This is a genomic window from Enterococcus sp. DIV1639a (genome assembly GCF_050530445.1).
Taxonomy (GTDB): Bacteria; Bacillota; Bacilli; order Lactobacillales; family Enterococcaceae; genus Enterococcus_B; species Enterococcus_B hirae.
On sequence record NZ_CP172886.1, the window covers coordinates 2,534,846 to 2,547,662 of the forward strand.

Annotated in this window: 9 protein-coding genes and 6 pseudogenes; 4 read left to right on the plus strand and 11 right to left on the minus strand. The window is 36.2% G+C overall.

Annotated elements, in window-relative coordinates; genetic code table 11:
* Window positions 1–24: 24 nt before the first annotated feature.
* The 4 genes and pseudogenes from arcC to IGJ32_RS11665 form a co-directional block, all read right to left on the minus strand.
* The gene (gene arcC / locus IGJ32_RS11650) at window positions 25–966 is read right to left on the minus strand and encodes a carbamate kinase (protein WP_086284366.1); all 942 of its coding nucleotides are present in this window, start codon (window positions 964–966) and stop codon (window positions 25–27) included.
* A gap of 50 nt (window positions 967–1,016) precedes the next feature.
* On the minus strand, window positions 1,017–1,559 hold the full coding sequence (locus tag IGJ32_RS11655; protein ID WP_373169237.1) for a DUF2877 domain-containing protein: 543 nt from the start codon (window positions 1,557–1,559) through the stop codon (window positions 1,017–1,019).
* Window positions 1,533–1,823, minus strand: a pseudogene (locus IGJ32_RS11660) (4'-phosphopantetheinyl transferase); the annotation flags it as partial. The gene IGJ32_RS11655 and the pseudogene IGJ32_RS11660, both read right to left, overlap by 27 nt.
* Window positions 1,824–1,849: 26 nt before the next feature.
* On the minus strand, window positions 1,850–2,158 hold the full coding sequence (locus tag IGJ32_RS11665; protein WP_002332706.1) for a DUF960 domain-containing protein: 309 nt from the start codon (window positions 2,156–2,158) through the stop codon (window positions 1,850–1,852).
* 220 nt (window positions 2,159–2,378) lie between these two features.
* Between IGJ32_RS11665 and IGJ32_RS11670 the strand changes: the two are divergent.
* Window positions 2,379–3,055 (plus strand): annotated as a pseudogene (locus IGJ32_RS11670) (IS6-like element IS1216 family transposase).
* 53 nt (window positions 3,056–3,108) lie between these two features.
* Here IGJ32_RS11670 and IGJ32_RS11675 read toward each other — a convergent pair.
* The 3 genes and pseudogenes from IGJ32_RS11675 to folE form a co-directional block, all read right to left on the minus strand.
* A pseudogene (locus tag IGJ32_RS11675) lies at window positions 3,109–3,663 on the minus strand (IS256 family transposase); the annotation flags it as partial.
* Between the two features lie 179 nt (window positions 3,664–3,842).
* Complete coding sequence (locus IGJ32_RS11680; RefSeq protein ID WP_373169239.1) at window positions 3,843–4,787, minus strand: SDR family oxidoreductase; 945 nt, start codon at window positions 4,785–4,787, stop codon at window positions 3,843–3,845.
* Window positions 4,788–4,800: 13 nt separating this feature from the next.
* Window positions 4,801–5,460 (minus strand): GTP cyclohydrolase I FolE, encoded by a 660-nt coding sequence (folE, locus tag IGJ32_RS11685; protein ID WP_174124885.1) that lies wholly within the window; start codon window positions 5,458–5,460, stop codon window positions 4,801–4,803.
* A gap of 129 nt (window positions 5,461–5,589) precedes the next feature.
* Here folE and IGJ32_RS11690 point away from each other — a divergent pair.
* Window positions 5,590–6,144 (plus strand): annotated as a pseudogene (locus tag IGJ32_RS11690) (IS256 family transposase); the annotation flags it as partial.
* A gap of 53 nt (window positions 6,145–6,197) precedes the next feature.
* On the opposite strand, the pseudogene IGJ32_RS11695 reads toward IGJ32_RS11690, so the two are convergent.
* The 3 genes and pseudogenes from IGJ32_RS11695 to IGJ32_RS11705 all read right to left on the minus strand — a co-directional run bounded on the left by IGJ32_RS11695 (window position 6,198) and on the right by IGJ32_RS11705 (window position 8,975).
* Window positions 6,198–6,874, minus strand: a pseudogene (locus tag IGJ32_RS11695) (IS6-like element IS1216 family transposase).
* A 74-nt stretch (window positions 6,875–6,948) separates the two neighbouring features.
* Window positions 6,949–7,029: pseudogene (locus IGJ32_RS11700) on the minus strand (IS6 family transposase); the annotation flags it as partial.
* Window positions 7,030–7,676: 647 nt separating this feature from the next.
* Window positions 7,677–8,975 (minus strand): polysaccharide deacetylase family protein, encoded by a 1,299-nt coding sequence (locus IGJ32_RS11705; protein ID WP_043952076.1) that lies wholly within the window; start codon window positions 8,973–8,975, stop codon window positions 7,677–7,679.
* Window positions 8,976–9,340: 365 nt separating this feature from the next.
* Here IGJ32_RS11705 and IGJ32_RS11710 point away from each other — a divergent pair, with 365 nt between their 5' ends.
* Window positions 9,341–10,249: an IS982-like element ISEfm1 family transposase gene (locus IGJ32_RS11710; protein WP_086291185.1), complete on the plus strand. Its 909-nt coding sequence runs from the start codon at window positions 9,341–9,343 to the stop codon at window positions 10,247–10,249.
* Window positions 10,250–10,571: 322 nt separating this feature from the next.
* Here the strand turns inward: IGJ32_RS11710 and rlmH are convergent, their stop codons facing one another.
* Window positions 10,572–11,051 (minus strand): 23S rRNA (pseudouridine(1915)-N(3))-methyltransferase RlmH, encoded by a 480-nt coding sequence (gene rlmH, locus IGJ32_RS11715; RefSeq protein WP_002317110.1) that lies wholly within the window; start codon window positions 11,049–11,051, stop codon window positions 10,572–10,574.
* Window positions 11,052–11,503: 452 nt separating this feature from the next.
* Here rlmH and IGJ32_RS11720 point away from each other — a divergent pair, with 452 nt between their 5' ends.
* Window positions 11,504–12,790: a S1C family serine protease gene (locus IGJ32_RS11720; protein WP_010737045.1), complete on the plus strand. Its 1,287-nt coding sequence runs from the start codon at window positions 11,504–11,506 to the stop codon at window positions 12,788–12,790.
* Window positions 12,791–12,817 lie beyond the last annotated feature (27 nt).

The window sequence follows — 12,817 nt, forward strand, 5'->3', positions numbered from 1 at the left end:
TATCACGCTAAACTGTTAAAGCAATTATTTTATTACCGTTGTTACATCACCGTTACCATCAAATAATTTACCAGCATTTTCTAATGATGTAATAATCGCTTTTCCATCTTTCGCATTTTCAACAAATTCAATTGCTGCTTCTACTTTTGGTAACATGCTGCCAGGAGCGAATTGGTTTTGTTTTATATATTCTTTTAATTCATCGACCGTTACGTCGGTTAATTTTTTTTGGTCTGGTTTATTCCAATTGACATAGACATTGTCTACCCCAGTCAAAATAATCAAATAGTCCGCTCCAACTAATTCAGCAAGTTTTGCTGCTGCGAAGTCCTTATCAATAACCGCTTCAATTCCTGTAAATCCTTCCTCAGAGGCGATTACCGGAATTCCACCGCCACCGGCAGCAATCGTAATCACACCGTTATCTGTCAATGATTCTACAATTGGGTATTCTAAAATACTCTTTGGTTTTGGTGAGGGTACAACTTTACGCCAACCACGACCAGCATCTTCAATAAAGGTCCCGTTCCCTTTTTTCATTTCAACCTTTGCTTCTTCCTCGCTTAAAAATGGACCAATCGGTTTTGATGGATTTTCAAAAGCCGGATCATTTTCATCCACTTGTACTTGAGTAACTAAAGAAACAACTGGCTTTTCAATATTATGAGCAATCAATGCTTCACGTAAAGCATTTTGCATCCAAAAATCAATACTTCCTTGTGTCATTGCCACAAGAGAGTCCAGCGGAAATGCTGGATTTTTTTCTGAATCTGCTGCGGCATGCTGAAGCAACAAATTCCCTACCTGCGGACCGTTTCCATGAGTGATCATAATTTGGTGGCCCTCTTTTACAAAACTGACTAAATGCTCACTTGTTTGACGCAATGATTCTTTTTGTGCTTCCGCTGTTGGAATATCTGTTAAAATGGCGTTTCCACCTAAAGCAACAACTATTTTTTTCGGCATATTTCCATTCTCCCTTACTCTCGCTTATTATAAAAATCAACGACCGCTCTTCATGACAAAGATTTCTCTAGTTTCTGCAAAAATAAAAAAATACCAAAAAGCGTGTCCCATCCGGAAGTGTGTCCATAATCAGCAATTCTTGAAATAGCTTCATTCCAGTCAGTCATTTTTTTATCTTTGATTATTTGCAACAGAGAGACAAACTGAGTGCTTATGTAACCAGATAACAAAGCTTTGTAGTAAGCATCACTTACTTTTGTTGTTTGTGTACGCTCTAATTGAGTTAAAATGAACGAAGACCATTCCATTGGCATAGAAAAAGAGTTTGATATCATAATCATGCCCATCAACATGTCATCCCCACTTGGTGTAAGGCCTATTCCTCTTCCTAAAAAGTGAGCTACGAACTGCTGAAAAAACTCATGATTTTCCCAATTTGCATCCAAGAATTCTTCTATTAACAATTGATCACGTTCATTTGCAACTAATTCAGTTTTCTCATCAATTCCTAAAGATTGGAAATTGTTCTTTAAATTATAAATCAACTTTGGGTTGATTTCATCTATCGTTCCTTCAATCTGACTCCAAACCAATCGTCCTTCTACCAGTAACCCACGAACAAATTCTCGCTGGCTGGTAATATCTGTAATAAAATAAACTACATAGTCTTTTCCATCTTCTGGTGCACAATAAATATAAAGATGTGTCATCACTAAACGTGGTAGATGAACATCTTTAGGAAGCGTACCCATTTCAATTTCCTCTTTTTCCATCGTAACGGATTCATAGCCCCACTCTTCAGAAGCAGTGACCAGCTGTGCACACTTTTCCAGTACTTCGATAGCCGTTTCTAACAAGTCCTTTCGTTCCTTTCTTTTAGATACTAGTATTCTTCTGGTAATAACATCGTTTGATACTCACCCGAATCAATGGCCCATATTTTTTGAGACACTGATTTCAAACGAAGCTTAGGTGAAATCAGATACTCTTTTCTTTCTTCCGGTTCTTCTTGACGATGAACCAACTTTTGATTTCCTTTTTCCGTAGAAAATTCAAAAATTTGAAGATAGTCTAAAGGAAGTTGCTTTTGAACGTTTTGATCGATTAGATTCCAACATAAAGCTTGTAATTCCACCGGCAAACTGTCCATTACTCCCTTTGTGACATAACGTTGTCCTTTATTTTGAAACATTTCTTTTCCCTCCTTTGCCATAAAAATAGCCCAATCTTCTATTAAAGAAGATTGGGCTTCATGGATATAATATATATTTGATATTCAATTTGATTCATTTTATACTATTAAAAACAGACAGTACTAAAAATGTTTATCGGAGGAATGGTTCTGTTGCAAAGTTTTAAATCTACTATCAGATAAGGTAGAATAATAGAAAAAGATAGCAGGAGGAATGACGATGAGTCATTTTAAAGGAAAGCAATTTCAGCAGGATGTGATTATTGTAGCCGTGGGCTACTATCTTCGTTATAACCTTAGCTATCGTGAAGTTCAAGAAATCTTATATGATCGTGGCATTTTTCTCATACGACGATTTATCGTTGGGTGCAAGAATATGGCAAACTACTCTATCAAATTTGGAAAAAGAAAAATAAAAAATCCTTTTATTCATGGAAAATGGATGAAACGTACATCAAAATTAAAGGAAAATGACATTATTTGTATCGAGCCATCGATGCAGATGGTTTAACCTTGGATATTTGGTTACGTAAAAAACGGGACACACAAGCAGCCTATGCTTTTCTTAAGCGGTTAGTGAAGCAGTTTGATGAACCAAAGGTTGTAGTCACAGATAAAGCCCCCTCTATTACAAGTGCCTTTAAGAAACTAAAAGAATACGGCTTTTATCAAGGGACAGAACATCGTACCATTAAATACCTGAATAATTTGATTGAACAAGACCATCGTCCAGTAAAGAGACGCAATAAATTCTATCGAAGTTTACGCACTGCCTCTACCACGATTAAAGGCATGGAAGCCATTCGAGGATTATATAAGAAAACCCGAAAAGAAGGCACTCTCTTCGGGTTTTCGGTCTGTACTGAAATCAAGGTATTATTGGGAATCCCAGCTTAAATCATAGATACCGTAAGGGATTTTATTCTTTATTTAAAACTTTGCAACAGAACTGTAATTCCTAAGGCAATGTGTACTGCTTCTTTTTGAACAGCATCACGTCTTAACGGAATATACGTCGCGTCTAGAAATAGACAAACATATTGCGAATGAAAAATAGGACGAGAATGAAAAGCAGTCACTTGTTCGTCCACCATTTTGGTGATGTTAGAAATAGTAGTTGGACTATAATGTGAGCCATACATTTTTTCAATTAAATCAGCAATTTCTCTAGTGGTAATGCCTTTTTCATAGAGCTGAATGATGGTTGTTTCTAAACTATCAATACGATGAGTGTGTGGAGGAATCAACGATTGATGAAACTCTCCTTTTCTGTCCCTAGGGACACGGACATTGATTTGACCAAACTGTGTGTCTAGTCGTCTGGTGTAATCGCCATTGCGATAGTTTCCGTTATTAAAGCGCACATAAGGATCATATCCTAAAATAGCAGTAAGTTCGCTTTCTAAAAGAGAATTCATTGTACTTTCAAGTTGATTGCGAAAAACTTCTGTTAAATTGGTATTTTCTAGTAGTGCTTGAGCGATTTCTTTGTTAAACTGATTCATAGGGAAGACCTCCGTTTGATTTGGTTTAGTCGCTTTAATCATACGAATAAGGTCTTCCTTTTTCAATACCCTAATTTACACAAACTATTTTACGCTCTCAAAAGTTAAACACCATGTTACCTTGATTATACCAAAAATCAAGTGTCTTCTAAAGAGGAAAAATTCCATCAAAAATAAGGCTATTTGTCAGTCATTTTTCGAGCAATAATATTTTCTCCTCCAGCTAGATTTAAAATATTCCCTGTTAAATATTCAGCACTATCTTGACAGAGAAAGTAAATCGTCTGCGCCACATCTTCACCCGTGGCTTTTCTTTTAGAGTTGGCATTTTCAAAAGCACTTGAGATAGTGTCGGTTCTTTTTACTTTGTTGAGTTTTTCAGTTTTTTCAACGGATTTTTCCTGTTCAGCTTCTTCAGGGGCCTTTTCCTTTTTGACTTCTTCAAGAAATTTTTCTTTTCTAGTACCTTCAATGAATTTTTCTTTTTTTGCCTGTTCACTTAATTGTTCCTTTTCAGCTTCTTCAATGCTTGCTTCTTTCCACTGGGCTTTAATATCTCCGGGGCAAACCATATTTACTGTAATATTAAATTCTTTTTCTTCCACTGCTAGAGTTCTAACGGCAGCTGCCACCCCTGTTTTTGCTGCACTGTATGCTCCTCTTTGAGGCCAACCAGTCACTCGTTCAATTTGATCGTAACCTAACGTAACAATCCGTCCCCAGTTTTGCCTTTCCATATGTGGAAGAATTGCCTTCATTAAATAGAAGAAACTATTTAAATTAGTATTCATCATGTGCAGCCATTGATCCGTGGTACAGTCTTTTAATTTAATTTCTTCATGAATAAATGGACCAGCATTTAAAATTAGAATATCTAACTGACCAAAATCTTGATAAATTTTTTCAGTCATGTTCACTACTTCCTCTTCCCTTCCAATATCTCCTGGATAAAGGCGGACAGTGGTGGAAAAAGAAGTCATTAATTCTTGCTGAAATTCTTGGGCTATTTTTTGATTATGGTGATAATTTAAGGCAAGTTTATACCCAGCTTTCGCAAAAATAAGGGCTATTTGTCTCCCAATTCCTCTTGTTCCTCCTGTAATAAAGACAACTTTATTAATCAACTTCCCTACCTCCTCACTTAATGGCCATCATAAACTCTGAACGTAACGCAGGATTGTCCCGATAGACACCCCGGCTTACTAGGGTAAAAGTTTTCGCTTCTTCTTTTTTTGCCCCGCGACTTGAAACGCATAAATGTTTCGCTTCAATCGCCACCATTACACCACGTGGTTCTAAAACTGACTCAATAGCATCGGCAATTTGATTGGTCAATCTTTCTTGCACTTGAAAACGTCTGGCGTAACCTTCTACTACTCGAGCAATTTTAGATAATCCTGTTACTTTTTTATTAGGAATGTAAGCCACATGAGCCACTCCAAAAAAAGGAGCAAAATGGTGTTCACACATGGAATAAAATTCTATATCTTTCACAATAATCGGATCATTTTGGGTAATATCAAAGTTTTTTTCTAAATGAGAAGCTGGGTCTTCCCTGTAACCTGTCGTATATTCTAGAAAAGCTTTGACTACTCTAAACGGTGTTTTATCTAAATCAGGATTTTTTTCGTCTTGTCCACACAAGGTCATTAAGGTTTTTAAGGCGTTCTCTATTTCATGAACATCTTCTAGTTTTTCTTGAAATTGGGAAGAATTTTTATTTAAGTTGGGAAAATTACTTTCTAATAAATTTTCTTCGCTATAGCGGTCTTCATTATAATCTTCATTCATCATCATTTGTCATGTCTCCTTAGTTACTGATGATTTGAGAGCGTAAAATAGTTTGTGTAAATTAGGGTATTGAAAAAGGAAGACCTTATTCGTATGATTAAAGCGACTAAACCAAATCAAACGGAGGTCTTCCCTATGAATCAGTTTAACAAAGAAATCGCTCAAGCACTACTAGAAAATACCAATTTAACAGAAGTTTTTCGCAATCAACTTGAAAGTACAATGAATTCTCTTTTAGAAAGCGAACTTACTGCTATTTTAGGATATGATCCTTATGTGCGCTTTAATAACGGAAACTATCGCAATGGCGATTACACCAGACGACTAGACACACAGTTTGGTCAAATCAATGTCCGTGTCCCTAGGGACAGAAAAGGAGAGTTTCATCAATCGTTGATTCCTCCACACACTCATCGTATTGATAGTTTAGAAACAACCATCATTCAGCTCTATGAAAAAGGCATTACCACTAGAGAAATTGCTGATTTAATTGAAAAAATGTATGGCTCACATTATAGTCCAACTACTATTTCTAACATCACCAAAATGGTGGACGAACAAGTGACTGCTTTTCATTCTCGTCCTATTTTTCATTCGCAATATGTTTGTCTATTTCTAGACGCGACGTATATTCCGTTAAGACGTGATGCTGTTCAAAAAGAAGCAGTACACATTGCCTTAGGAATTACAGTTCTGTTGCAAAGTTTTAAATAAAGAATAAAATCCCTTACGGTATCTATGATTTAAGCTGGGATTCCCAATAATACCTTGATTTCAGTACAGACCGAAAACCCGAAGAGAGTGCCTTCTTTTCGGGTTTTCTTATATAATCCTCGAATGGCTTCCATGCCTTTAATCGTGGTAGAGGCAGTGCGTAAACTTCGATAGAATTTATTGCGTCTCTTTACTGGACGATGGTCTTGTTCAATCAAATTATTCAGGTATTTAATGGTACGATGTTCTGTCCCTTGATAAAAGCCGTATTCTTTTAGTTTCTTAAAGGCACTTGTAATAGAGGGGGCTTTATCTGTGACTACAACCTTTGGTTCATCAAACTGCTTCACTAACCGCTTAAGAAAAGCATAGGCTGCTTGTGTGTCCCGTTTTTTACGTAACCAAATATCCAAGGTTAAACCATCTGCATCGATGGCTCGATACAAATAATGTCATTTTCCTTTAATTTTGATGTACGTTTCATCCATTTTCCATGAATAAAAGGATTTTTTATTTTTCTTTTTCCAAATTTGATAGAGTAGTTTGCCATATTCTTGCACCCAACGATAAATCGTCGTATGAGAAAAATGCCACGATCATATAAGATTTCTTGAACTTCACGATAGCTAAGGTTATAACGAAGATAGTAGCCCACGGCTACAATAATCACATCCTGCTGAAATTGCTTTCCTTTAAAATGACTCATCGTCATTCCTCCTGCTATCTTTTTCTATTATTCTACCTTATCTGATAGTAGATTTAAAACTTTGCAACAGAACCGCTTAGATTGTAACGCAGGTAGTAACCAACAGCGACAATAATGACGTCTTTTTTGAATTGTTTGCCTTTAAAATGATTCATTACTCTGTCCTCTCTGTCTTTTTTCTCAATTTTACACTAAAATAGATTTTTTGGAAAACTTTGCAACAGAACCCTATTTATAAACTGTAAAAGCCTAACTTTGAACGACAGCATAAACTGTTGCAAAAGTTAGGCTTTTTATCTGCTTTCGTGTGTCTACCTAGAGCTTTTTCTGACAGAAGTATTTACCAAAAGTTAAACGAAGAAAGTGAAAATCGAGAAGAAAGAATCACTCTTTAGCATGAAAAAAAAGAACTTTATCCTGATTAAAATAACGAAACAATCAAATATGACTTGTGCAAAAAAAGAGATGAGACCACTGCTACTTTTAGCAATGGTCTCACCTCTGTTTTACTGGTTATCGTCAGGTCAAAACGGTTTTTTTACAACCTATCTGCGGTATTCAAGAAGCTGTTTTTCTCTGTTCATTCTTATTGCTTGATGCAGACCAGCCTTTTCACAACCTAACACGCGGTGTTCAAAGAGCTGACCTTCAACAATAAGTCAAAACGCTCTTTTTACAACCTCTATTCACGGTGTTCAAGAAGCAACTCCTCAGCAATAAGCGCTAGATTTCCAAAATATGAGAAACTATTTTAGAAATCTAGTTCTTATTTGCTCGGAGCTGGACGCTTCTTTCACAACCTCTATCCTCGATCTTTTTGGTCATACACTTCTTTGACGTTGATAAATTGATCAAGTATTGGATTTTCTCCTTTTAGGTCAGCTTCGAAACGGATACCGTCAATATTGATTCTGGCATTACGGTAGTAGTCAGTTCCTAGTTCTCCCCATGCAGGAGTTGAGGCATCGACATTGCAGAAGATATCAAATCCTTGTTGTTTCAAGTAAGCAAATTTTTGATTTGCTTCAGAATAAGGTTGCCAATCGCTGATGTCAGCGCCAAATGGGTAGATCAAAATATTTGTTTTGCCTAAAATAGGTGCAACTTCATTTTGCCAACGTTCATTATCTTGTTGGATATCGGCTAAAGAAGCTTGTGTCATATTCAAGTGTCCCCAAGTATGAGAAGCAAAACTCCAACCATCTTTCTTTAATTGAACAGCAACTTTTTTGGCTGCTTCGATTTCTTTGTTTGTTTTTTCGTTATCACCATATTCTGATTTTGATGTACGGTAACCTAATACACCATTATAGCCTGTTAAAGCTAATGTTCCTTTGGCGCCTTGATAAGAAAAATCGGGATGTTTTTTAATGAATGAATCGATCAATGGAACCATATCATAGTCACCAACAGTTTCCTTCTTATTGTCGATATAAATATTCTTGATTTGGTTCTGTTTATCGACAATCAACTTACTTGGAAATCCTGAATTGTCCATGTATTCATAATAGCTGACATCGTCTTGCGAAAGAATTAACGGTTTCTTTCCTTCTGGAAGAGAAACACCTGTAAAGGTCAGTTTTCCATCTGTTCCTTTTTTGACTAATCCATTTAGATTAACAAGAACATAGTTATTTTTATATAACTGATCAATGGTTTTATTGAATTCGGAAATAGTGACCATATAATCTTTATACCCTTGTGCTTGCTGGGTATGAAAAGCCTTAGCTGGATCAACGATCAGACTATGAAAGAAGACGTGTGAGATTTTGGTCGGGTCTTCCCATTTTACCAAGGATTCTTTTTCTTTTTTCAAAGTTGCTAACAATTGTTGCGCTTCTTTGGCGTCGTCTTTTTCAAGTAAGGAGATGGCTTCATCATAATGATAACTTGCAGCAAGCTGTTTTGCTTGATCAAGCTGTTTCGTTGTTTGTTTATCTTCAACAGGTTTTGAGCTGCTGCTTGAGTGTTGAGTTGTTTGACTAGTGTTTTCTAATTTATTGTTTGTTGCTGCTTGTGTAACAAAAAAGATACTTACACCTAGAATAATAACAGTGCATACAGAAGTGACAGCCAATATGATTTTGTGTGTATGTTTCATTTTATCGTCCCTACTACTTTTTGATTTCAAAAACCCCCGTAAGCTTTTCTTAACCTTTTGAAAAACTTCCCATAACCATTGTAACGAATATAGAAACAAGTGTAAAAGAAACTTTTGTTTTTTTTGATTTTTCTCTTATTTTCTTTAACTAGAGCGCTTTTTATGAGAAGTACTATTTTGTAAAAGTTATAAAGTGAGAGAGGTGAAAATGTTCGGATTTTCGCTGTTTTTATTTCCAAGAAAAACTAAAATAAACCCCTGGTGCTAGTTAATTTTTTCCTAGAGGAAAATGTCTAAACATGTTGGTAAATCAACAAAAAAACGCATATAGTAGTCTCAAAACTCCCAAGAAATGAGGACTACATATGCGTTCATCAAAATATACTGAACATTATACAGATACTTTTATAACATTCAAGGAAATTATGAGAACTGTTTCTAACATATACCACAATTGTGTACCAGATAAGATTAAAAACCGAAGAAATACTGATCAACTGAGGCAACGCGATACAGTGATTATTGCTTGTATTATATGGGGCATAATTAATGGCTATACTAGCCAAAGAGCCACGTATAGAGCGGTTTGTTCCGTCTTATTTCCTAATGGTGACTTTGCTAGTAGGAGTCGATTCACTCGCTTAAGTTCAAAATTAGCTTACACTATCAAGATTATTCGATACTTTTTCATCAAGAAGCTCACCAAAGGTGAACTAGTCGGAATTATAGATAGTTTTCCTAGTCCATTATGTAAACCAGTTAGAAATAGACAAGCAAAACTATTGAATCAAATAGCCAAAGTTGGCTATAACTCAACAAAAAAATCTTATTTTTATGGTCTTAAAATTCATATGATCGTTACTAAGACTGGCTTTCCGATTACTTACTCAATCACGAATCCAGGTGTCCATGACGTGAAAGTGTTAGAGACTTTATCGGAAGAAGCGAATCTTCCCAATATCCTAGGGGACAAAGGATATATTAGCCATAAAATTCATGAAAATCTTGCCCTTAAGGGCATTACTATATCCGTTCCGCCACGTAAAAACATGGATAAATCAGAAAAACTAGACCACAGCTTACTTGGAAAACAAAGAAAAACAGTTGAGACTGTTTTTTCTTCCTTAGAAAAATTAGGTTGTCAAAATTTCAACTCACGTTCTGTTAAAGGGCTAGAGAGTAGATTTGAAAGCATATTACTGGCTTACAGTGTTCTATTAAGTCGAGCACAACGACGTTTTGAAGGAACTTTGAGATATTCTTTAGGATATTAAAATTAACTAGCACCACGGGTTCTGAAATATATTTGTTTTCCCAGTCCATTTAGATAGTTTTTCTTCAATATCATCCATATCTTCCAATAGATTTTTTAAACACTTTTTTTCATCTATCATGTTTTTTCTCCTTGCCATCATTCTAACTAAAATTTTACGTATTTGTTTCTATGTCTACATTATCTTTTTAACAGTATCTATTTTTCTTTTGCAACTTACTTGGCTACCAAAGCAAATAAAAAAGTTATTTATAAATTTCTCCCTACCACTACCTATTGCTATTATTTAAAATAGGGATAATTTTTTCTCTTAAAAAATATCATTATTTGTGGTATGGAGCACCCGCATTGATCCGAAAAGCACGGTAGATTTGTTCGACGAGGATCAAGCGCATGAGTTGGTGGGGGTAGGTCATTTTACCAAATGAGATTTGGGCGTTGCTACGTTTCATGACGGCTTCGCTTAAGCCGAGTGAACCACCGATGACAAAAGTGATCTGGCTTTTCCCTTGGATTCCTAGTTGGTCGATTTCTTTGGCGAAAGCTTCACTGGTTGGATTTTTCCCTTCGATTGCTAGTGCGTAGACGTATTCTTGTTCTTTGATTTTGCTCAAGATCCGCTCGCCTTCTTTTTCTTTGACTTGGCGCATTTGAGCTTCACTCAAGTTCTCAGGTGCTTTTTCATCGGGGACTTCGATTCGTTCGATTTTAGCGTATGCTTGCAGCCTTTTGACGTATTCATTGATTCCTTGGATCAAGTATTTCTCTTTTAGTTTACCGACTGAAATGATTTTGATATTCAATTGCTTTACTCCTTCATTTTTCCTCTTCATTGTTCGTTGTTCGTATTTCCTTCTTTTCTATTATAACGAAATGTTTGCTAAAAGAAAAAGCGAGTTATTTTTTATTTATTTAAAGATTCCCACATAGTTATGCACATCATCCACAGGTTTATCCACAGAAAAGGCGATGTTTCTGGCTTATTTTATAAGTATTTCTTAAGCAAACGTATGTTTTGCACCGATTTATCCACGTTGTCCACATCTTGTGGATAAAAAAGGGTATTGTTTTTCTGCGAGTTTTCCGCTGATTTCTACACAGGATTTGTGGAAAACTTTTTTCTTGTTTTTTCATCTGAACGCAATGATTTTTCCTAAAGTTTTTCATAAAAAGTTCATAGTCTCCAAGTAGACTAATCTTAACAAATAAGTCTATACTTAGAGATAGAAGAAAATGATAAATGGAGGCAGATCACATGGAGAGAAAAGATGTGACACCAAAAATGAAAAAGAATAATGGAATCTGGCGTAAGCTGGGTCTAGGCTTAGTCGGTGGAATTATTGGGGGCTTGGTAACGGCTGGTATTTTTTATGCTGTCATGGGTTCTGGAAACGCAGCGTCAAATTCGGGTGGTCATCAAAATTCAGCGGGCGAAACTGTCGTTGAAAATGTCAAAGTCAATGTCGATTCAGATATTACCAATGCGGTCGATAAAGTCCAAGATGCGGTGGTATCTGTTATCAATCTTCAAAGCCAAAATCAAGGGACCAACGGCTTTGGGCAACTGTTTGGCCAACAACAACAAGAAAGTTCTGATGATAGCAATCTAGAGGCTTCTAGTGAAGGTAGTGGTGTCATCTACAAAAAAAGCGGTAATTCCGCTTATATCGTAACGAATAATCACGTAGTGGAAGGACAACAAGGATTAGAAGTTTTATTAAAAGATGGAACAAAAGTCAAAGCTGAATTAGTCGGGACGGATGCTTATTCTGACTTAGCTGTTTTGAAAATCAGTGCAGATAAAGTGAACAAAGTTGCTTCATTTGGTGACTCTAATTCATTGAAAGTAGGTGAACCGGCGATCGCAATTGGTTCTCCTCTAGGTTCTGAATATGCCAACTCTGTGACTTCGGGGATCATCTCTTCATTGAATCGCCAAGTAACCAGCACGAACGAGTCAAATCAAACGGTCAATATCAATGCGATCCAAACAGATGCTGCGATCAACCCTGGTAATTCTGGTGGTCCATTAGTTAATATCGAAGGTCAAGTGATCGGGATCAATTCAAGTAAAATTGCAAGTACTTCTGCTTCTTCATCAGGTGTAAGCGTGGAAGGAATGGGCTTTGCGATCCCAAGTAACGATGTAGTAAATATTATCAACCAACTTGAAAAAGATGGAAAAGTAACCCGTCCTGCTCTAGGGATCACAATGGTTGACCTTTCAGCCGTTTCAACACAACAACAAGAACAAATCTTGAAAATTCCTGAGTCTGTGACAAATGGTGTGATTGTTACCAGCGTTCAACCGGCGACACCTGCAGAAAAAGCTGGCTTGAAACAATATGATGTCATTACAAAAATCGATGATACTGATGTTTCTTCTGGTGTAGAATTACAATCTGTCTTGTATCAGAAAAAAGTCGGAGATTCAGTGAAGGTCACTTACTATCGCGGAAAAGAAAAGAAAACAACAACAATTCAATTAACAATTGATCAATCCGCATTAAAACAAAGTCAATCAGAGAACTCTGGTAACTAATAACTAATTTCCTATGCAAAAACAGCA